This is a genomic window from Denitraticella aggregata (assembly GCF_048158365.1).
Taxonomy (GTDB): Bacteria; Pseudomonadota; Gammaproteobacteria; order Burkholderiales; family Rhodocyclaceae; genus Azoarcus_F.
On record NZ_JBLLNL010000001.1, the window covers coordinates 96,634 to 117,892 of the forward strand.

A 21,259-nucleotide genomic window follows, 5' to 3' on the forward strand; every position below is an offset into this window, starting at 1 on the left:
CTTCGATGGGCACACGGCGTATCACGCACGGCGTGAGTCCGTTGCAGAGGTGTAGCGTGACGAGTAGAGTAAGAAAGTAATGCCGCATTACCGGAGTGTGCGATGTTTGCGATTGCCAAGATCACCGTGAAGGGCCAGACCACGATTCCGCAGGAAGTCCGCGCCGCACTCAAGGTTGCGCCCGGCGACCTGCTCGCCTGGGAGGTCGATGAGCAGGGAACGGCCACCGTGCGCCGTGTCGAGCCTCTGGACATCGACTACCTTCGCGCGGTCGAGGCAACCCTCGGTGAGTGGGCGGGCGCTGCCGACGAAGAGGCCTACCGTGACCTATGAACGCTTTGCGGTCGTGCGCGTGCCTTTCCCGTTCACCGACCGCAATGCAACCAAGAATCGTCCCGCGCTCGTGCTGTCGGACGCAGACGCCTTCAATACCGCTGCGGGCCATTCGGTGATGGCGATGATCACGTCCGAGTCCAACCCACCTTGGCCGCTGGACTGTCCGATCATGGACCTTGCCGCCGCCGGCCTGCCCGCAGCATCCAAGCTCCGCTTCAAGCTGTTCACGCTCGATCATCGGCTGGTACGCGGTAAGCTCGGCAATCTCTCGCCTGTCGACGCGGCAAGCGTGCGCGCGTCCTTGTCCCGATTGTTCGGCCAGACCTGATCGCCGCCCGTATGGCGGGCTCCCCTTCGCGTGCCAATCATCGGGCACAGTGATTGCTAGGTCATCGGATCGCCATCCTGCGTACCGATGCCGTCACAATGTCCGCCGTCGCCCCGATTCCCGCCGATGCCGCCGGCGCGCCAGACCCGGTGCGCGAGGCGGGTCCTGCCCGGCACGAGGCCGACGCGGTGCAGCGGGTGGTCAAGGTGCGGCGCGACTACAACACCTGGGTCGCCAACGAGACGCTGGAAGACTACGCACTGCGCTTCACGCCGCGCAGCTTCCGCAAATGGTCGGAATTCCGGGTCGGCAACACCGCGTTCGGTTCGGCGTCCTTCCTGGTGCTGGAAGCGGTCGGCGCGACGATGCTGGTGGCCTATGGCTTCGTCAACAGCTTCTGGGCGATCCTGGCGATCGGGCTGATCATTTTCGTCACCGGCCTGCCGATCAGCCTCTATGCCGCACGTTACGGCGTGGACATGGATCTGCTGACCCGTGGCTCGGGTTTCGGCTATATCGGCTCGACGATCTCGTCGCTGGTCTATGCCAGCTTCACCTTCATCCTGTTCGCGCTCGAGGCCGCGATTATGGCCTACGCGCTGGAACTCGCGTTCGGCATTCCGCCGGCCTGGGGCTACCTGATCTGCGCGCTGGTGGTGGTGCCGCTGGTCACGCACGGGATCACGGTGATCAGCCGCATCCAGACGATCACGCAGCCGGTGTGGCTGTTCCTGCTGGTGCTGCCCTTCGTGTATCTGCTGAAGGACAATCCAACCGCGCTGAACGAACTTTGGCACTATCCCGGTGCGCAGGGCAGCGGTTCTGAGTTCAATTGGCACCTTTTTGGTGCGGCGATGACGGTCGGCATCGCGCTGATCACGCAGATGGGCGAGCAGGCCGACTATCTGCGCTTCATGCCGGAGCGCACCGACGCGAACCGCAAGCGCTGGCTGTTCGGCGTGGTGCTGGGCGGACCCGGCTGGGTCATCATCGGCGTGGTCAAGATGCTCGGCGGCGCGCTGCTGGCCTGGTTGCTGCTCGGTCAGGGCATGTCGGCCGACAAGGCAGTGGATCCGAACCAGATGTATCTGCTTGGTTTCGGCATGGTGTTCGACAGCGCTTCGTGGGCGATCGGGGTGACCGCGCTGTTCGTGATCGTGTCGCAACTGAAGATCAACGTGACCAATGCGTACGCCGGTTCGCTGGCCTGGTCCAATTTCTTCTCGCGCCTGACCCACAGCCACCCGGGGCGGGTGGTGTGGGTGGTGTTCAACATCCTGATCGCCTTGCTGCTGATGGAGATGAACGTTTTCGGGGCGCTCGGCCAGGTGCTGGGGCTGTATTCCAACGTCGCGATCTCGTGGATCGTCGCGGTGGTCGCGGACCTGGTCATCAACAAACCCATGGGCTGGTCGCCCAAGGGCATCGAGTTCAAACGCAGTCATCTGTACGACATCAATCCGGTCGGCGTCGGCGCGATGCTGATCGCGTCGGTGCTGTCGGTGTCCACCTTCGTCGGCCTGTTCGGTGACGGCATCCAGCCGTTCGCGCCCTTCGTCGCGATGGTGGTGGCTTTCGTCGTGTCGCCGCTGATCGCGTGGTGGACGCAGGGCCGCTACTACCTCGCCCGCGAAGCTTCCGGGCACTGCGCCGGCGAGGCCGGTTGCGGGGCAGTCTGCGGAGGTGGCGCGGGCGGGTGCGCACCGATGCAAGCCCCCGCGGGCGCGCTCGCCGCTGCGCCGCAAACAAAGCAGTGCACCGTCTGCGGTCAGCATTTCGAGGCCGAGGACACCAGCCACTGTCCCGCCTATCAGGGCCCGATCTGCTCGCTGTGCTGTTCGCTCGATGCGCGCTGCGAGGACTTGTGCAAGCCGCATGCGCGGCTGTCTGCGCAATGGTCGGCGCTGCTGCAGCGCGTGCTGCCGGGCAGGCTGCTGCCCTATGTCGAGGGCGGTCTGGGCCAGTATCTGTTGCTGATGACCGGTATCGTCGGTTTTCTGGCGCTGCTGCTGGGAATGATCTACTTCCACGAAGCGCAGGCGCTCGACCTGGAGCAGGCACAGGCTTCGCTGGACGCGGTATTCCTGAAGACCTTCGCGGCGCTGTTCCTGGTCAGCGGCATCGGCGCATGGTGGATGGTGCTGACGCACAAGAGCCGGCAGGTGGCGCAGGAGGAATCGAATCGCCAGACCCACCTGCTGATGCACGAGATCGAGTCGCACAAGCGTACCGACGAGCAGTTGCAGAACGCGCGCCGGATCGCCGAGCAGGCAAACCAGGCCAAGAGCCGCTACATCACCGCGATCAGCCACGAGTTGCGCACGCCGCTGAACAGCATTCTGGGCTATGCGCAGATCCTGGACGGGGACGAAGCGATCCCGCCTCCGCGCCGCCAGGCGGTCGGCGTGATCAAGAAGAGCGGCGAGCACCTTCTGTCGCTGATCGAAGGCACGCTGGACATCGCACGAATCGAGGGCGGCAAGCTCACGCTGGAGGCGCGGCCGCTCGCGTTTCCGGCCTTCATGCGCCAGATGGTCGGCATGTTCGAGCTGCAGGCACGCAACAAGGGCCTGGACTTCATCTACGAACCGGTCGGCACCTTGCCGGAGGTCGTGCGTGCAGACGAGAAGCGCCTGCGCCAGATCCTGATCAACATCATCGGCAATGCGGTCAAATTCACGCCGCGCGGCACGGTGCGGCTGAGGCTGACCTATCGACGCGAGATGGCGGTGTTCGAGATCGAGGATACCGGTCCCGGCATCTCCGCCGACGAGATCGACCGGATCTTCGAGCCCTTCGAGCGCGGCAGCACCGCCCGGGCCGAAACCACGGTCGGGACCGGACTGGGTCTGACGATCAGCAAGATGCTGACCGACCTGATGGGTGGTGAGATGTCGGTCGACAGCACCCCCGGACACGGCAGTAGCTTCAAGGTGCGCCTGTTCCTGCCCCACCTGCACGGCCGACAGGCGCTGGCGGCGTTGCCGCGCGAGCGCCGTATCGGCTACAAGGGAATCCGGCGCCGGATCCTGGTGGTGGACAACGAGCGGGTCGATCGCGAACTGCTGGTGTCGGTGCTCGATCCGCTCGGCTTCCAGGTCGAGCAGGCCGGTTCGGGCCACGAGTGTCTCGCGGTGCTGCCGAGCTTCAGGCCGCATCTGGTGTTCATGGACCTCGCGATGCCCGGCATCGACGGCTGGGAGACGCTGCGGCGCATGCGTGAGGCCGGTTTCGCCGATACGCCGGCCGCGATCATCTCGGCCAACGCGTTCGACAAGGGCCTGGACAACGATGTCGGCGTCGGTGAGCAGGATTTCCTGCTGAAGCCGATCCGGGTGGACGAACTGCTCGACTGGATCGGCCAGCGACTGGCGCTCGAGTGGGTCAGCGAGGCCGGGGTGAATGTGCCGCGAGCCGAGCCCGACGCGAGCGAGCCAGTCCTGCGCCTGCGCTATCCGCCCGCAAGCGCACTGCGCGGCCTGGACGCGTTGATCGAGCTCGGCTATCCGAAGGGCGTACTGAAGGCGCTGGCGGACATCGAGTCGGCCCATCCGGCCTGTGCCGAGTTCGTGCGCGTGCAGCGCGAGCTCGCCCGCCAGTTCCAGTTCGACGCGATGCGGGAGCTGTCGCGCAAGGCCGGACAGTCCGAACCGGAGAGGGAGCCCCGATGATGAATGCCGACCAGGCGCGCGGTATCGTGCTGATCGTCGATGACGTGCCGGAGAACCTGTCGCTGCTGCACGATGCGCTGGACGAAGCCGGCTACATCGTGCTGGTCGCGACCCATGGCGAGGCGGCGCTGGCGCGCGCACGCAACAGCCTGCCGGACGTGATCCTGCTCGACGCGCTGATGCCCGGCATGGACGGTTTCGAGGTCGCGCGCCGGCTCAAGGCCGACTTCGCGACCCGCACCATCCCGATCATCTTCATGACCGGCCTGACCGACACCGAGCATGTCGTCGCCGGCTTCGCGTCGGGTGGCGCAGATTACGTCACCAAGCCGATCCGTGCCGCCGAGGTGCTGGTGCGCATCGCCGCGCATGTGCAGAACGCCCGCCAGATGAAGCAGGCACGCACCGCGCTGGATGCGTTCGGCCAGGCGACGGTGGCGATCCGGATCAGCGACGGCCGGCTGGTGTGGCAGACCCCGCTTGCGCGCAAGCTGATCCGCGGCTATTTCGACGTGCCCGAAGACGCGACGCCGCCGCGCGTGCTCGAATGGGTGCATGCGGCCGAGCGGGCGCGTCGCACCGGCGCCGACATTTCCGCGCTGCTGGTGGCCGATGGCGCACGCCGGCTGCTGGCGTCCTTCCATGACCAGACCGCCGACGATGCGGCCGAGGGAGAATGGCTGGTGGTGTTGCGCGAGGAGAACGACGCCAACATCATCGATGCGCTGATCGCGGCCTTCCGCCTGACACTGCGCGAGGCCGAGGTGCTCAACTGGGTGATCCGCGGCAAGACCAACCGCGACATCGGCGACATCCTGGGCACCAGCCCGCGCACCGTGCACAAGCACCTCGAGCACGTGTTCGAGAAACTCGGTGTCGAGACCCGTACCGCGGCCGCATCCATGGCGATGAGCCGTCTGCAGGGCAGCGGGGTATCCGAGCGGTCCTGAGTCCTCGTGCAGTCGCAAGAAACTGTGCGGCGCAGCGATTCGTCGACGGTGTCAACCCCCTCGGCGACTCAGCCCGAGCGCATGCCGCTGTTGGCGCGCGTAGCGGCCGCGATCCCTGCTGTCTGAGCGCGAAGCGCGAGTTCAGGGATCGCAGCGAAGTGCGCCTTACAGCGGCAGCGCGAGTGGCTGTCGGAGCCGAGGGGGTTGACACCGTCGTCGAGTCGCGGGCAGGTTTGCCCGTCGTCGAGTCGCGGGCAGGCTCGCCCGTCGTCTCGACGAACCGGGCACCAAGCGCCCACGCGAGCGGTCATAATCGCCGTTTGAGCAGGAGCCCGGTTTGTTCAGTTTCTTCGAAAGAAAGGTCGACCCCTATCCCGAGGCCGTGCCCGCCCCGCCCCCGAAGGGTTTCGTCGCCTTCCTGTGGGCGGGCACCGAGGGCATGCGGCCGTTCATCCTGGGCATGACGCTGCTGACCGCGTCGATCGGCGTGTTCGAGGCGGTCTTGTTCGCGATGCTCGGCCATGTCGTCGACTGGCTGGCCGCCGCCGAACCGGCGCGACTGTGGAGCGATCACGGCGGCACGCTGATGATCCTGGCGGCGGTGGTGCTGGGCAGCAGCTTCCTGGTGGCGCTGCAGACCATGCTCAAGCACCAGACGCTGGCCGGAAACTTCCCGATGCGGCTGCGCTGGAACTTCCACCGTCTGATGCTCGGCCAGAGCATGAGCTTCTACCAGGACGAATTCGCTGGCCGGGTGTCGGCCAAGGTCATGCAGACCGCGCTGGCGGTGCGCGACACATGTCTGATCATGACCGACATCCTGGTGTTCGTGACGATCTACTTCGTCACGATGATCATCATCGTGGGCGGCTTCGACTCGTGGATGATGGTGCCGTTCTTCGTGTGGGTGACGCTGTACGTGAGCGCGCTGTGGTGGTTCGTGCCGCGCCTGTCCAGGGTCTCGCGCCGCCAGGCGGATGCGCGCGCGCTGATGACCGGGCGGATCACCGACGCCTACACCAACATCGCGACGGTCAAGCTTTTCTCGCACGCCGGCCGCGAGGCTGCCTATGCGAAGAGCGCAATGCAGGAGTTCATGGGTACGGTCCATGCGCAGATGCGCCTGGTCAGCGCGATGCAGATCGTCATCCACACGCTCAGCATGGCGCTGATTCTGGGCATAGGGGGGGTCGCGCTGTGGCTGTGGTCGAACGGCCAGGTCGGCGTCGGCGCGCTGGCGGCGACGACCGCGATGGCCCTGCGGCTGAACGGCATGTCGCACTGGATCATGTGGGAGATGGCGTCACTGTTCGAGCAGGTCGGCACCGTGCAGGACGGCATCAACACGCTGTCGCGCCCGCACCGGGTGCTCGATCGCGCCGATGCGGTGCCGTTGAAGGTGACCGGCGGCGAGATCTGCTTCGAGCATGTGAGCTTCGCCTATGGCGCGACCGGACCCGATGCACGGCCGGTCATCGATGACTTGTCCCTGGTGATCCGGCCGGGCGAGAAGATCGGCCTGGTCGGACGCTCCGGCGCGGGCAAGTCGACGATCGTGAACCTGTTGCTGCGCTTCCATGACGTGGAGCAGGGCCGCATCCTGATCGACGACCAGGACATCGCCGCGGTCACGCAGAACAGCCTGCGCGAGCATATCGGCATGGTCACGCAGGACACGTCGCTGCTGCATCGCTCGGTGCGCGAAAACATCCTGTACGGTCGTCCGCATGCGACCGACGACGACATGATCGCCGCGGCGATGCGCGCCGAGGCGCACGACTTCGTCCTTGATCTCGGGGATCCCAAGGGGCGCCGCGGCTATGACGCACATGTCGGCGAGCGCGGCGTGAAGCTCTCCGGCGGTCAGCGCCAGCGCATCGCGATCGCGCGGGTGATGCTGAAGGACGCGCCGATCCTGATCCTGGACGAGGCCACCAGCGCGCTCGACTCCGAGGTCGAGGCCGTGATCCAGGACAGCCTCTACCGTCTGATGGAAGGCAAGACCGTGGTCGCGATCGCGCACCGACTGTCGACGATCGCGGCAATGGACCGGCTGATCGTGCTCGACGGCGGACGCATCGTCGAGGAGGGCGACCACCGCAGCCTGCTCGCGCGGGGTGGACTCTATGCGAGGCTGTGGGCACGCCAGAGCGGCGGGTTTCTCGGAGAGGACGATGCCGCGCATGTCGTGTCAGCGCCGGAGAGCCTGTCTGCGTGAACGCAGTCGCGCCGGCACGTGCACCCGTCGGCGCTCAGATCGCGCTGCGCCGGGCTTCCTCGATGTAGATCGCGCGCAGTTTCGTCGCGAATGGGCCCGGCGTGCCATCGCCCAGCGCGACGCCGTCGATCTCGACCACCGGCGTGACGAAGCTGGTCGCGGCGGTGACGAATGCCTCCGCGGCTTGCTGGGCCTCCGCGATCGTGAAGGGGCGCTCCTCGACCCTCAGACCTTCCTCCTGTGCATGGCGCAGCACCGCCGCACGCGTGATGCCGTGCAGCAATGAGCGGGACAGCTGGCGGGTGATCAGCGTGCGGTCGACGGTGATGATGAACGCGTTGTTCGACGTGCCCTCGGTCACGAAGCCGTCCTCGACCATCCACGCATCGTCCTTGCCGGCCGCCTTCGCCTCCATTTTCGCGAGCGACGGATAGAGCAGTTGCACCGTCTTGATGTCGCGGCGCTGCCAGCGCAGGTCCGGCACCGAGATCACCTTCGAACCGCGCGCGGCGAGCGGGCTGCCGACCAGATTCTTCGCCTGCGTGAACGCGACCAGTGTGGGGGTCAGCCCTTCGGACCAGTTGAACTCCCGGTCCTCCGCGCCGCGGGTGACCTGCATATAGACCAGGCCTTCGACGAGGCCGTTGCGCGCGACCAGTTCGCGGTGCATCGCCAGCAGCGTCTCGTCGTCGCACGGACGCGTCATATTCAACTCGGTCAGGCTGCGGCCGAGCCGGGCGCAATGGCCGGCGAAATCGACCAGCTTGCTATCCAGAACCGATGTGACCTCGTAGACGCCGTCGGCGAACATGAAGCCGCGATCGAAGATCGAGACCTTGGCCTGGTCCTCGGGGAGATAGTCGCCGTTCAGGTAAATGGTGCGCAGCGGGGTGTTCATCGCGGTACTCGTGTCGAAGTCGGTCGTGCCCGGTCATCGGGCGCATGAAAAGCAATGATTATACGGCTGTGGCAGCTCAGCCCCACAGCGCCGGATCGGCGGGGTGCACCCCCGCGTCGTCGTAGCGCAGCGGGTGTGCCCGGTCGCGGCCGAGCAGCAAGGGCCCGTCCAGATCGGTGATCGCGGCGCCCTGCGCGACCAGCACCGCCGGTGCCATGCCCAACGACGAACCGACCATGCAACCGACCATGATCGAGAAGCCGGCGGCGACCGCCGCGTCTCGCAGTGCCAGCGCTTCGGTCAAGCCGCCGGTCTTGTCCAGCTTGATGTTCACCATGTCGTACTTGCCGCGCAGTGCCGCGAGCGAGTTACGGTCGTGACAGGATTCGTCCGCGCAGACCGGCAGGGGGCGGGCCATGTCGGCCAGCGCGTCGTCGGCACCGGCCGGCAGCGGTTGTTCCACCATTTCCACGCCGAGACGCAGCAGCACCGGCGCGAGCGCGGCATACTCGTCGGCCGACCAGCCCTCGTTCGCGTCGACGATGATGCGCGAGCGCGGCGCCCCGCCGCGGACCGCTTCGAGGCGCGCGATGTCGCCCTCGCCGCCGAGCTTGATCTTGAGCAGCGGTCGATGGGCGTTGCGCGCGGCCTTGGCCCGCATCGTATCGGGATCCTCGAGCGAGATCGTGAATGCGGTCAGGACCGGGCCGGGTGCGTCGAGGCCGGCCAGCCGCCACACCGGAACGCCGCTGCGCTTCGCGTCGAGGTCCCACAACGCGCAGTCGAGCGCATTGCGGGCGGCGCCCGGCTTCATCTCGTGCTGGAGTCGTGCTCGCGTGAGCCCGGCGGCGAGCCGTGGCGCCATCGCCTCGATGTCGGCGATGACGCCGGCGATGCTTTCGCCATAGCGGGCATAGGGCGTGCATTCGCCGCAACCGGCCAAAGCCCCGTCGGCGAGTCGCAGCGACACGACCTCCTGGTCGGTGCGCGCGCCTCGCGAGATCGCGAACACCTCGCGGAACGGAAAGCGGTCATGGCTGACCGTGAGCTGCACGCTCAAGCGAGCGCCTCCAGCGCATCGACCAGCCGGTCCGCGCCCTGGCGGAACGGGTCGACCGTCGGCAGCTTCATCCGCTGCTCGGTCTCGGCGAGGTAATCGAGTGCGGCCTGCTCTGCCATGCCGTGCGTGTTGATCGACACGCCGACTACGCGGCAGTCCGGATTCACGACCCGGGCCAGCCGCAGCGACACTTCGGCCAGCTCCTCTAGGCTGGGCAGCGCGTAGTCGGGAAGGCCGCGCATGTGGGTGCGGGTGGGCTCGTGGCACAGGATCAGCGCGTCCGGCTGGCCACCGTGGATCAGCGCCAGCGTGACGCCGGAATAGGACGCGTGGAACAGGCTGCCCTGGCCCTCGATCAGGTCCCAGTGGTCAGGGTCGTTGTCCGGGGTCAGCCATTCGATCGAGCCGGCCATGAAGTCGGCGATGACCGCGTCCAGCGGCACGCCGTCGCCGGTGATCAGGATGCCGGTCTGGCCGGTGGCGCGAAAGGTGGCCTTCAGACTGCGGGCATGCATCGCGCGCTCCATCGCGATCCCGGTATACATCTTGCCGACCGAGCAGTCGGTGCCGACCGCAAGGCAGCGCCTGCCGCGCCGCGGCTTGCCGTTGGCGATCGGATACTTCACCGACGGAATGCGCACGTCGTGCAGGGTGCGCCCGTACATGCGCGCGGTCTCGACCAGCTCCGGCTCGTCGCGCAACAGGTTGTGCAGGCCCGAAGCGAGGTCCATGCCCGCGGCCAGCGCGTCGCACAGCACCGCGATCCAGGCCGGCGAGATCACGCCGCCGCGGTTCGCGACACCCACCACCAGCGTCCTCGCCCCGGCCGCGGCCGCTTCGGCGATGTTCATGTCCGGCAGCCTCATGTCGGCATTGCAGCCCGCCATGCGGTACTGGCCGATCGCGGCATCCGGCCGCCAGTCGCGGATGCCCTGTGCGACCTTGGCCGCGAGCGGGTCGGGTGCGTCGCCGAGGAACAGCAGATAGGGATGTTCGATCATGTCGGTCTCGATTCCGGGCCTTGGGATCTCCGTCCATTCTGAGCGATGCCATCGGGCGAGGCAACCGCAGTCCGCGCCCCGGCGACTTCGGGCTGAAGGGGCCGCCGGCGGTGTTCGTCTGGCCCTACGCCATCTTGCGTATTCCCGCGTCACCGCCTCCGGCCTACATTGGTGTCGCACCGCAGCAATGCGATCCCGCCACCGAATAATGAGGAGTCCGTCATGCAGACACGTCGCAACTTCATCAAGGCCCTGACCCTATCCGCGTCGATCGCCGCGATCGGCCTGCCGTTCGCGGCTCACGCGTCCGAAACCATCAAGGTCGGCATCCTGCATTCGCTGTCCGGCACGATGGCGATCTCGGAGACCGCGCTGCGCAACGTCGCGCTGATGACGATCGAGGAGATCAATGCCTCGGGCGGTGTGCTCGGCAAGCAGCTCGAGCCGGTGGTCGTAGATCCGGCCTCCGACTGGCCGCTGTTCGCCGAACGCGCCCGCCAGCTGCTGGCCCAGGACAAGGTGTCGGTGGTCTTCGGCTGCTGGACCTCGGTGAGCCGCAAGTCGGTGCTGCCGGTGTTCAGCGAACTGAACGGGCTGCTGTTCTACCCGGTGCAGTACGAGGGAGAGGAACTCGAGCGCAACGTGTTCTATACCGGTGCGGCGCCCAACCAGCAGGCGATTCCGGCCACCGAGTACCTGATGAGCGAAGAGGGCGGCGGCGCCAAGCGCTTCGTGCTGCTCGGCACCGACTATGTCTATCCGCGCACCACCAACCGCATCCTGCGGGCCTTCCTCAAGAGCAAGGGCGTGTCGGACGACGACATCATGGAAGAGTACACACCCTTTGGCCATTCCGACTACCAGACCATCATCGCCAACATCAAGCGCTTCTCCGCGGGTGGCAAGACTGCGGTGATCTCGACCATCAACGGCGACTCCAATGTGCCGTTCTACCGCGAACTCGGCAACGCCGGGCTGAGCGCGACCGATGTGCCGGTGGTCGCGTTCTCGGTGGGAGAAGAGGAACTGCGCGGCGTCGATACCAAGCCGCTGATGGGTCACCTGGCCGCCTGGAACTACTTCATGTCGGTCGACAACCCCAAGAACACCGAATTCGTCACCAAGTATCGCGCCTGGGCCAAGGCAAACAACGTGCCGAACGCCGACACGGTCGTGACCAACGATCCGATGGAGGCGACCTATGTCGGCATCCACATGTGGAAGCAGGCGGTCGAGAAGGCCGGCACGGTGGATGTGGATGCGGTCATCGATGCGATGGGCGGCCAGACCTTCGACGCGCCGTCCGGTTTCACGCTGACCATGGATCCGACCAACCATCACCTGCACAAGCCGGTGCTGATCGGGGAGGTGCGTGACGACGGCCAGTTCGACGTGGTGTGGCAGACGGATGCGCCGATTCGCGCCCAGCCGTGGAGCCCGTTCATCGAAGGCAACGAAGGCAAGCAGGGCCTCTGAGCCCGCCGGCTGCCGGTGAGGCCCGGGGTGAGTGAAGCGCGTATCCCGGACCTCCCCGCTGCCGGTCCTGATTTCCAGACCGGACCGTTCGCGATGACACTTCGGACACTGCTCCATTTCCTGCTGCTGATGCTGATCCTGATCGCCGGTTCGGCGCGGGCGACGCTCGACCCGGAGGTGATCGAGGGGCTGGGTTCGTCCGACTTCGCCGCGCGGGTGTTCGCGATCGAGGCGCTTGCGAGCGCAGGCGAAGCAGGCGCGGACATCGTCGCCGCGATCGAGGCGGGCGAGTTCGGGGCGATCGACGGCCGCGCGGTCGTCGTGCGCGGGGGCATCGTCACCGACGTCGGTACCGGCGAGGTGCTCGACGTGGCGCCGGCGGACGTTGCGTTGCTGCGCCTGAACAACCGTCTTCGTCGCGCGCTCGCGACCGCCAAGGCGGGCATCTTGCTCGAGACCGGCAGTCGCAGCGAGCGGCTCGCCGCTGCGCGTACGCTGGTGCGTGATGCGTCCGAGCCCTTGCTGCCGCTGTTCGAGCGCGTGACCGACACCGAAGAAGACGACGAGATCCGCGAACTGGTGCTGCAGGCGGCCGCACGGGTCAATCTGGCCTCGGCCGACGCCGAGCGCCGCATCCAGGCGGTGATCCTGCTCGGCGAATCGACCGACGCGGCGGTGCTGACCATGTTGCGATCCTTCGTCAGTCGCGACGGCGACGCGTGGATCGAGGCGGACCCGGTGGTACGCGCCGCGGCCCAGGATTCGATTCGCGCGATCGAGCGTCGTATCGCCCTCACCGACAACATCCGCACCGTATTCACCGGGCTGTCGCTCGGTTCCATCCTGCTGCTCGCCGCGCTGGGGCTCGCCGTCACCTTTGGCGTAATGGGCGTGATCAACATGGCGCACGGCGAGCTGCTGATGGTCGGTGCCTATGCGACCTTCATCGTGCAAGGGCTGTTCCGCACCCATCTGCCCGGCTGGTTCGACTGGTACGTTCTGGCCGCGATACCGGTCGCGTTCTTCGTGGCGGCCGCGGTCGGCGTGCTGATGGAGCGCAGCGTGCTGCGCTATCTGTATGGCCGCCCCCTCGAGTCGCTGCTCGCGACCTGGGGCATCTCGCTGGTGCTGATCCAGGCCGCGCGCGTGATCTTCGGCCCGCAGAACCTCGAACTGACCAATCCGTCATGGATGTCCGGCAGCGTCGAGATCGTGGCCGGCCTGTCGCTGCCGTGGAACCGCATCATCATCCTCGGCTTCTCGGTGTTCGTGCTGGTGCTGATCTGGCTGATGATGCAGAAGACCCGGCTCGGCATGTTCGTGCGTGCGGTCACGCAGAACCGTCCGATGGCCGGTTGCGTGGGCGTGCCGACCGCACGGGTGGACACCCTGGCCTTCGCGATCGGCGCGGGCGTGGCCGGGCTGGGTGGTCTGGCGCTGTCGCAGATCGCGAACGTCGGCCCGGCGATGGGCCAGGGCTACATCGTGGATTCCTTCATGGTGGTCGTGCTCGGCGGCGTCGGCCAGCTCGCCGGTGCGGTGTGGGCGGCGTTCGGGCTGGGCATCGTGTCGAAGTTCCTCGAAGGCTGGACCGGTGCGGTCATCGCGAAGATCCTGGTGCTGGTCTTCATCATCATGTTCATCCAGAAGCGTCCGCAGGGCATCTTCGCCCTCAAGGGTCGCGCGGTCGATTGACGCGGGCACTCCACATCATGCGCACACCCTTCACGATTCGATTGCTGAACAGCATGCCCGGCACCGGCTGGGCCGCGCTGATCCTGTTCGCCCTGGCGGCCTGGGTCTATGTGCCGGTTGCGCATCTGGTCCTGCCATCCGATCACCCGCTGCACATCTCTGCCTACTGGGTCGGTCTGCTCGGCAAGATCCTGTGCTACATGGTGGTCGCCGTCGCGATGGACCTGATCTGGGGCTACGCCGGCATCCTGTCGCTCGGGCACGGCATGTTTTTCGCACTGGGCGGCTACGCCTTCGGCATGTACCTGATGCGCCAGATCGGTCGCGACGGCAGTTACGGGGCCGACATCCCGGACTTCATGGTGTTTCTGGACTGGAAGGAACTGCCCTGGTACTGGGCCGGTTCGGACTCCTTTCTGATCTCGCTGTTACTGGTGATGGCGGTGCCTGGCGTCGTCGCGTTCGTGTTCGGCTGGTTCGCATTCCGCTCGCGCATCAAGGGCGTGTATTTCTCGATCATCACGCAGGCGCTGACCTATGCGGCGATGCTGCTGTTCTTCCGCAACGAGACCGGCTTCGGCGGCAACAACGGTTTCACCGACTTCAAGCGCATCCTCGGCTATCCGATCACCGCGCCGGAGATGCGGGTGGTGCTGTTCGCGCTGTCGGCGACGCTGCTGATCGCGTGCCTGCTGATGGGCCGCTATCTCGTGACCTCGCGCTTCGGCAGGGTGCTGGCGGCGATCCGCGACGCGGAGAGCCGGGTCATGTTCATCGGCTACAACCCGCTGCACTACAAGCTCTTCATCTGGACATTGTCGGCGGTGCTGTGCGGCCTGGCCGGTGCGCTGTACGTGCCGCAGGTCGGCATCATCAACCCGTCCGAGATGAGCCCCGCCAACTCGATCGAGATTGCGGTGTGGGTGGCGGTCGGCGGGCGCGGTACGCTGGTCGGCGCGGTTGTCGGTGCGGGGGTCGTGAATCTGGCCAAGAGCTGGTTCACGGTGTCCTTCCCGGATTACTGGCCGTTCGTGCTGGGCTTCCTGTTCATCGCGGTGACCTTGTTCATGCCCAACGGCATCGTCGGTGTGGTGCGCAAGCTGTTCGGCCGCCGCGGGGCGCCGGCGATCGAATCCTCACCGGCCGCGACACCTGCGGCTCCGGCCAGCGGCGTCGCCGACGCGGCGGTCTCGGCGAAGACGCACGGGTCGGTGCCGGTTGCGGATGACCTGTCCAGTCCGGAGGAAAGCAGCATCGTGCGGGCCTTCTCGAACAAGGTCACCAAGGGAGCGGGCGCATGAGCACCAAAACGATCGAACGGCCGACCGACGATGGTGCGCAGGCGCCCGGTCACCGCGGTTCGCCGTCCCACCACATGGTGGTGGAAGGTGCGCTCGACCTGTCGCACAGCGTCATCCTGTATCTGGAGGACATCTCAGTCAGCTTCGACGGTTTCAAGGCCTTGAACAAGCTGTCGCTCGCGATCGACGCTGGCGAGCTGCGTTGCATCATCGGGCCGAACGGCGCCGGCAAGACCACGATGATGGATGTCATCACCGGCAAGACCCGTCCGGATGAAGGCAAGGCCTTCTTCGGGCAGACGATAGATCTGACCCGGCTCACCGAGCCGCAGATCGCGCACGCCGGGATTGGGCGCAAGTTCCAGAAGCCGACGATCTTCGGCGATCACACCGTGTTCGAGAATCTGGAACTCGCGATGAAGGCCGACAAGCGGGTGCGCCGCACCTTGTTCGCGTCGCTGCGCGACGAGGACCGCGACCGCATCCAGGCGGTGCTGAAGCGCATCCGCCTCGAGAGCCAGGCCGACTGCATCGCCGGCCTGTTGTCGCACGGGCAGAAGCAGTGGCTCGAGATCGGCATGCTGCTGATGCAGGAACCGCGGCTGCTGCTGCTCGACGAACCGGTGGCCGGCATGACCGACGAGGAGACCGAGCGTACCGCCGAGTTGTTCGTCAGCCTGGCCGGCAGCCATTCTCTGGTCGTGGTCGAACACGACATGAGCTTCGTCGAGGCGCTCGGCGGCAAGGTGACCGTTCTGCACGAAGGTTCGGTGCTGGCCGAAGGCGATCTGGCGACGGTTCAGGAAGACCCCCGCGTGATCGAGGTGTACCTTGGACGTTGAACTGGAAAATCGGCCGCACGAGCGGCGCCTGGCTACGCACCCGGCCAAGGCGTCGCGTGTCGCCGAGGATGGAGCGGGCATGCTCGAAGTAGCAAACCTCAACCAGTACTACGGCGGCAGCCACATCCTGCGTGGGCTGTCCTTCGGCGTGCCGATGGGCCAGGTCACGACGCTGCTCGGTCGCAACGGTGTGGGCAAGACCACGCTGCTGAAATCCCTGATGGGCCTGGTGCCGGTCGCGAGCGGGGCGATCCATTTCGATGGCAAGGACCTCACCCGCGCCACGTCCTGCAACCGGGTGCGCGCCGGCATCGGTTACGTGCCGCAGGGCCGCGAGATCTTTCCGCGCCTGACGGTCGAGGAGAATCTGCTGATGGGGCTGGCGACCCGCCCCGGCGGCACCCGTATCCCCGATCGCATCTTCGACATGTTCCCGGTGCTGAAGCAGATGATGCACCGCCGTGGCGGCGACCTGTCCGGCGGGCAGCAGCAGCAACTCGCGATCGGCCGGGCGCTGGCGTTCGGTCCGAAGCTGCTGATCCTGGACGAGCCGACCGAGGGCATCCAGCCGTCCATCATCAAGGACATCGGCAACGCGATCCGCGGTCTCGCCGCCACCGGCGAGATGGCGATCCTGCTGGTCGAGCAGTACTACGATTTCGCGCGCGACCTGTCGGACCAGTACCTGGTCATGGAGCGCGGCGAGATCATCATGCGCGGGGCCGGTGCCGGCATGGATGCCGACGGCGTGCGGGAGCGGCTGTCGGTCTGATCGACGCGCAGCCGGGGTCGATGCCGGTGACCGGTGGGGTACCGGTCGGAGCGACTCGTCGGGCGCGTGCTTGATCTTCGGTCGGCTGCGGGTCATGATGCTGCGAGCGCGTCATGCCGTTGGCGTGACGCGCTCGCATCCTCCCGAACCGCCTGACCCCGAATCGTTCGATGACCGAAGCCACTCGCCTGTCCGCCCAGCGTCGCACCGACGACATCCGCGTGTTCGGCGACGAACTTGCGCGGCTGGAGGCCGAAGGGGTGCTGCAGTTGTCGGGCGAGCAGCGTCGCGCGGTTGCGGCACATCATGAGGCCTTGCTGGCCGGTTTTGCGGCCGCCTTCGACGTCGACCGCGACACGCGCGCCCGGCAACTGTCGCTGGGCATGCGCATCGCATCGTTTCTCGGTGCGCTCGCGTTCGCGGCCAGCGTCTTCTTCCTCTTCTACCAGTTCTGGGGACGGTTCCCGGAGAACGCGCAGGTAGTCATCCTGATCGCTGCCTCGCTCGCCATGTTCGGTGTCACCGTGTGGCTGCGCGGGCGCGACGCCACCGGCTATTTCACGAAGCTCGCCGCGCTGGTCGCGTTCGCATGCTTCGTGCTCAATATCGCCATGTTGGGGCAGATCTTCAACATCACGCCTTCCGAGCATGCGCTGCTGCCCTGGGCGGCGTTCGCGTTGCTGCTCGCCTACGCGTGCAACCTGCGGCTGTTGCTCGCCGCCGGCATCCTGGCGGTGATGGCCTGGGTGGCCGCGCGGGTCGGGACCTGGAGCGGCATGTACTGGATCCACTTCGGTGAGCGCCCGGAGAACTTCATACCGCTGTCGATCGCGCTGTTCCTGCTGCCGCAGATCGTGCGCCATGCGCGTCACGAGGATTTTCCGCCGGTCTATCGCGTCTTCGGCCTGGTGTCGCTGCTGCTGCCCGCGCTGGTGCTCGCCAACTGGGGCGGCATCAGCTACCTGCCGTGGCCGGTGGGGGTGATCGAGGCCTTCTACCAGCTGTGCGGTTTCGCGCTGAGCGCGGCGGCGGTCTGGCTAGGCCTGCGCAGGCAGTGGCCGGAGACTGTCAATGCCGGGATCACCTTCTTCGTGATCTTTCTGTATACGAAGTTCTTCGACTGGTGGTGGGAGCCGATGCCCAAGTACCTGTTCTTTATGGTGCTCGGCCTGGTCGCAGTGTTGATCCTGCTGGTCATCAAGCGGCTGCGCCAGGCCGGTCACGCGGAGGCGGACGCATGAGGCTGTCACGGCGGCTCACGCCGATCCTTGGCATTGCGCTGATCGCGATCACCAATGCGGTGGCCCTTGCCGGAGTCGCATGGAACCGTGCGGGCGAGCCGGACGGCGTGCTGGTGTTGAGCGAGCGGGAATTGCGCAGACCGTTCGTCCGGTTCGACCGCGAAAACAGCGGTATGGCGCTCACGCTGGACTGGCGGATCGCGCCGCCCGCCGCCGCTGATGGACCGGGCTGGTTCCGTTCCAGCGTGGGCGTGGCGCCGGAATGGCTGGATCAGGCCAAGATGGAGTCGCTCGGCTTCGTGTTCCCCGCGACCGCTGCGGAAGACCCGGATCGCTGGCGTCGCCATCGGTTGCAGAGCGGGGAGGTCCTGCTGGTGCTGGAGTTCGATGGTCCGGCCTATCGCCACAGCCTCGATCATGTCCGGCGCCACGCCGAGGCCGAGATCGCGTTGCTCGAATCGAATCCCGACAGTGACGAGTTCACGCGGCGCGCCGCGAACGCGCGCGAGCGCCTCAGGACGGAGGAGCAGAACGCCAGCCGCCTGTTCGTCGTCGATGCCGGCATGCGGCACGCAGCGTTGCGCCTCGCCTATCCAGACCGCAATCGTCACATCATCGTGCGCGGCCAGATCACGCCATGGCTCAACGATGCTTACCCGGGTGGCCCGAGAGGCTTCATCCGCCGGCTGCACATCGCCTCGATCAACGTGCCGTTCGCCTATCGCGATGTCCTAGGCACGATCGAGCGGAGGGTCGGCATGCGGCGAGGGGTAAGCGAGCATGCGTTCAGTGCCGAGGTCGCATTCGGCCGGCGGCTCGAGCCGTGGATCGTCTCGGTGGCGGCCAGCGAATAGCGGCCCGTGCGTCGTTCGATTCCAGGCCGCGTCAGCGTAGCACCAGCACCGGCGCCGGACTGGTCCTGAGCAGCGTCGCGGTGGTGCTGCCGAAGATCAGTTGCCGGATCGTCGAGTGGCCGAACGCGCCGGTCACCATAAGGTCGATCGCGTTGTTCTTGGCGTAATCGCGCAGCACCGGAATCGGCTCGCCGATCACGACATCGGTGACGGTCTCGTGACCTTGCGCTTCCATCGTGTCGCGCGCCCACGCGAGCATCTTGTCGATCAACGGTTCCTTGCGGTCGTTCGCCATCACGACATGGCATTGCATGCCCCGCACCAACGGGTGCTTGGCGAGGCGTTCGACGTTGGCGCGGCTGGTCGGGCTGCCGTCGAACGCGATCATCAGCCTGCCCGGTGTGCTGAATTTCTCCAGCGTCGCCAGCACCGGGCACTTCAGCCCGCGGATCACGCTCTCCAGCGTGCGATCCAGGTGCAGCTTGGCGGGCGCATCGGCGTGATGGCGCTGGCCGAGCACGACCATCTCCAGGTCGGCGGCCATGTCGGTCAGCGCTTCGATCAGGCTGCCGTGGCGCAGACGCCCGTCCGGTTCATCGGCGCCGGCTGCGCGCGCCTCGGCCTTGGCGGCTTCCAGCACGGCGCGGCCTCGTTCCTTCGCGAGCTTGCTGCGAGCGACGTCCTTGTCCGACAGTTGCTGCAACAGGTTTTCCTGCGAATCGGCCACCAGGTTGCCCGAGTAGTCGCCGCCCTCGGCCTTCTCCGGGTGACGATCCAGCACGTGCAGGCACTCCAGACGGCAGCCGAGCTGGCGCGAGGCCCAGGCGGCGTACGCGGTCACCGCAGCCGAGGCCGCTGTGCCGTCGACGCAGGCGACGATCTTTCTGCTGCTCATGTTCATGTCGCGTTCCTCCTCAGTGGCTCATCAGCCGCTCGGCGGCGTCGGGTTTGTCGTGAATGCCGAAGCGATCGAGCATCGTCTTGCTGGCCTCGTTCAGGCCCAGGATCTCCACCTCGGTGCCCTCGCGACGGAACTTGACCACGACCTTGTCCAGCGCCGAGATCGCGGAAATGTCCCAGAAATGCGCGCGCGACAAGTCGATGACGACCTTGTCGACCACCTCCCTGAAGTCGAAGGCATTGACGAAGGCGTCGCATGACGCGAAGAACACCTGGCCGACGACCCGGTATTCCCGGATGCGTCCTTCGTCAACAGAACGCGAACCGACATGCATGAAGCGCCCCACCTTGGTGGCGAAGAAGAGGCCGGACAGCAGCACGCCGACCAGCACGCCCTTGGCCAGATCGTGGGTCAGCACCACGACCAGGACCGTTGCGACCATCACGATGCTGGAGTGCGGCGGGTTCTTTTTCAGGTCGCGGATCGAGCCCCAGTTGAAGGTGCCGATCGACACCATGATCATCACCGCGACCAGCGCGGCCATCGGTATCTGCGCGACCCATTGGCCGAGGAACACGACCATCACCAATAGATAGACGCCTGCCAGCAATGAGGACAGGCGACCGCGGCCACCGGATTTGATGTTGATCACTGATTGACCCAGCATCGCGCAACTGGCCATGCCGCCGATGAAGCCGCAGGCGATGTTGGCCGTACCCTGGCCGATGCACTCGCGCCTCTTGTCGCTCTTGGTATCGGTGAGGTCGTCTACGATCGTGGCGGTCAGCAAGGATTCGAGCAGGCCGACCACCATCAGCGTCATGGCGTAAGGGAAGATGATCGCGAGCGTCTCGAAGTTGAACGGCACGTTCGGGATCAGGAACACCGGCAGGCTGTCCGGCAGTGCGCCCATGTCGCCCACGGTGCGTACATCCAGCCCCAGCCACATCGACAGGATCGTCAGGCCGACGATGCAGATCAGGGGCGACGGTACGGCACGGGTCAGGTAGGGCAGCAGGTAGATGATGCCCAGCCCGCCTGCTACCATCGCGTAGACGATCCAGCTGACGTTGGTCAGCTCGGGCAGTTGCGCCAGAAAGACCAGGATCGCCAGCGCATTGACGAAGCCGGTCACGACCGAGCGCGACACGAAACGCATCAAGACGTCCAGCCGCACGATGCCGGCGATGATCTGCAGGATGCCGGTCAGCACGGTCGTGGCGAGCAGGTATTCGAGCCCGTGCTCCTTGACCAGCGTAACCATCAGCAATGCCATCGCCGCAGTCGCGGCCGAGATCATGCCGGGTCGGCCGCCGGTGAACGCGATCACGAACGCCATGCAGAATGACGCGTACAAGCCGACCTTGGGGTCGACGCCGGCGATGATGGAAAAGGCGATGGCTTCGGGAATCAGCGCCAGCGCGACGACGATGCCGGCCAGCGCATCGCCGCGGACATTGGAGAACCAGTCCTGGCGGAGTCGGTTGGGGGACATTTTTGTGTTATCCGTTTTCTTTCGCCTTGTGGGCGAGTGGGGCAGACTCGGCGCAGGTGACGCGATGCCTCAGGCGGGGCCGCGATAAGGGGTCGGCGTGTTCCGGCGGCGAACGGGAGGGTTGCAGGGGTGGCGCGCGTTCGGTGTTTCGAGCGAATTTGGGTCGGGCGAAGTCGGAGAGGAGGTGTGAGCGCTTACAAGGGAATGATGCCGTGGGAGA

The 21,259-nt window shown here is 66.3% G+C and carries 17 protein-coding genes; 12 read left to right on the forward strand and 5 right to left on the reverse strand.

What is annotated here, in order from left to right:
* Positions 1 to 102: 102 nt before the first annotated feature.
* From ACKVEX_RS00475 to ACKVEX_RS00495, 5 genes are all read left to right on the forward strand, one after another.
* Entirely contained in the window at positions 103 to 333 is a 231-nt protein-coding gene (locus ACKVEX_RS00475; RefSeq protein WP_473213710.1) for an AbrB/MazE/SpoVT family DNA-binding domain-containing protein, read from the forward strand.
* Positions 323 to 664 carry a type II toxin-antitoxin system PemK/MazF family toxin gene (locus tag ACKVEX_RS00480; protein WP_473213711.1) on the forward strand — a complete coding sequence of 114 codons (342 nt, stop codon included), beginning with the start codon at positions 323 to 325 and terminating at the stop codon, positions 662 to 664. The genes ACKVEX_RS00475 and ACKVEX_RS00480 overlap by 11 nt, the downstream gene beginning before the upstream one ends.
* A 98-nt stretch (positions 665 to 762) precedes the next feature.
* On the forward strand, positions 763 to 4,335 hold the full coding sequence (locus tag ACKVEX_RS00485; RefSeq protein ID WP_473213712.1) for a hybrid sensor histidine kinase/response regulator: 3,573 nt from the start codon (positions 763 to 765) through the stop codon (positions 4,333 to 4,335).
* Positions 4,332 to 5,285 (forward strand): response regulator, encoded by a 954-nt coding sequence (locus ACKVEX_RS00490; protein WP_473213713.1) that lies wholly within the window; start codon positions 4,332 to 4,334, stop codon positions 5,283 to 5,285. The genes ACKVEX_RS00485 and ACKVEX_RS00490 overlap by 4 nt, the downstream gene beginning before the upstream one ends.
* Positions 5,286 to 5,622: 337 nt before the next feature.
* Positions 5,623 to 7,503: an ABC transporter ATP-binding protein gene (locus ACKVEX_RS00495; RefSeq protein ID WP_473213714.1), complete on the forward strand. Its 1,881-nt coding sequence runs from the start codon at positions 5,623 to 5,625 to the stop codon at positions 7,501 to 7,503.
* A 34-nt stretch (positions 7,504 to 7,537) separates the two neighbouring features.
* Here ACKVEX_RS00495 and ACKVEX_RS00500 read toward each other — a convergent pair whose 3' ends face one another.
* From ACKVEX_RS00500 to dgcN, 3 genes are all read right to left on the reverse strand, one after another.
* Positions 7,538 to 8,401, reverse strand: a complete 864-nt coding sequence (locus tag ACKVEX_RS00500) for a D-amino-acid transaminase (RefSeq protein WP_473213715.1) — start codon at positions 8,399 to 8,401, stop codon at positions 7,538 to 7,540.
* A 76-nt stretch (positions 8,402 to 8,477) separates the two neighbouring features.
* Positions 8,478 to 9,455, reverse strand: coding sequence for an N-acetyl-D-Glu racemase DgcA (gene dgcA / locus ACKVEX_RS00505; RefSeq protein ID WP_473214266.1), 978 nt, complete (start codon positions 9,453 to 9,455; stop codon positions 8,478 to 8,480).
* Positions 9,456 to 9,457: 2 nt separating this feature from the next.
* Entirely contained in the window at positions 9,458 to 10,462 is a 1,005-nt protein-coding gene (dgcN, locus tag ACKVEX_RS00510; RefSeq protein ID WP_473213716.1) for an N-acetyltransferase DgcN, read from the reverse strand.
* A gap of 222 nt (positions 10,463 to 10,684) precedes the next feature.
* On the opposite strand from dgcN, the gene urtA reads away from it, so the two are divergent.
* From urtA to ACKVEX_RS00545, 7 genes are all read left to right on the forward strand, one after another.
* Positions 10,685 to 11,938: an urea ABC transporter substrate-binding protein gene (gene urtA / locus ACKVEX_RS00515; RefSeq protein WP_473213717.1), complete on the forward strand. Its 1,254-nt coding sequence runs from the start codon at positions 10,685 to 10,687 to the stop codon at positions 11,936 to 11,938.
* Between the two features lie 93 nt (positions 11,939 to 12,031).
* On the forward strand, positions 12,032 to 13,633 hold the full coding sequence (gene urtB / locus ACKVEX_RS00520; RefSeq protein ID WP_473213718.1) for an urea ABC transporter permease subunit UrtB: 1,602 nt from the start codon (positions 12,032 to 12,034) through the stop codon (positions 13,631 to 13,633).
* 17 nt (positions 13,634 to 13,650) lie between these two features.
* The gene (gene urtC, locus ACKVEX_RS00525) at positions 13,651 to 14,934 is read left to right on the forward strand and encodes an urea ABC transporter permease subunit UrtC (protein ID WP_473213719.1); all 1,284 of its coding nucleotides are present in this window, start codon (positions 13,651 to 13,653) and stop codon (positions 14,932 to 14,934) included.
* Between the two features lie 74 nt (positions 14,935 to 15,008).
* Entirely contained in the window at positions 15,009 to 15,776 is a 768-nt protein-coding gene (urtD, locus tag ACKVEX_RS00530) for an urea ABC transporter ATP-binding protein UrtD (RefSeq protein ID WP_473214267.1), read from the forward strand.
* Between the two features lie 79 nt (positions 15,777 to 15,855).
* The gene (gene urtE, locus ACKVEX_RS00535; protein ID WP_473213720.1) at positions 15,856 to 16,548 is read left to right on the forward strand and encodes an urea ABC transporter ATP-binding subunit UrtE; all 693 of its coding nucleotides are present in this window, start codon (positions 15,856 to 15,858) and stop codon (positions 16,546 to 16,548) included.
* 170 nt (positions 16,549 to 16,718) lie between these two features.
* A complete protein-coding gene (locus tag ACKVEX_RS00540; protein WP_473213721.1) occupies positions 16,719 to 17,789 on the forward strand; it encodes a DUF2157 domain-containing protein in 1,071 nt (356 codons plus the stop codon).
* On the forward strand, positions 17,786 to 18,643 hold the full coding sequence (locus ACKVEX_RS00545) for a DUF4824 family protein (RefSeq protein ID WP_473213722.1): 858 nt from the start codon (positions 17,786 to 17,788) through the stop codon (positions 18,641 to 18,643). The genes ACKVEX_RS00540 and ACKVEX_RS00545 overlap by 4 nt, the downstream gene beginning before the upstream one ends.
* A gap of 31 nt (positions 18,644 to 18,674) precedes the next feature.
* Here the strand turns inward: ACKVEX_RS00545 and ACKVEX_RS00550 are convergent, their stop codons facing one another.
* On the reverse strand, positions 18,675 to 19,544 hold the full coding sequence (locus ACKVEX_RS00550; protein WP_473213723.1) for a universal stress protein: 870 nt from the start codon (positions 19,542 to 19,544) through the stop codon (positions 18,675 to 18,677).
* 13 nt (positions 19,545 to 19,557) lie between these two features.
* Positions 19,558 to 21,039, reverse strand: coding sequence for a SulP family inorganic anion transporter (locus ACKVEX_RS00555; RefSeq protein WP_473213724.1), 1,482 nt, complete (start codon positions 21,037 to 21,039; stop codon positions 19,558 to 19,560).
* Between the last annotated feature and the right edge of the window lie 220 nt (positions 21,040 to 21,259).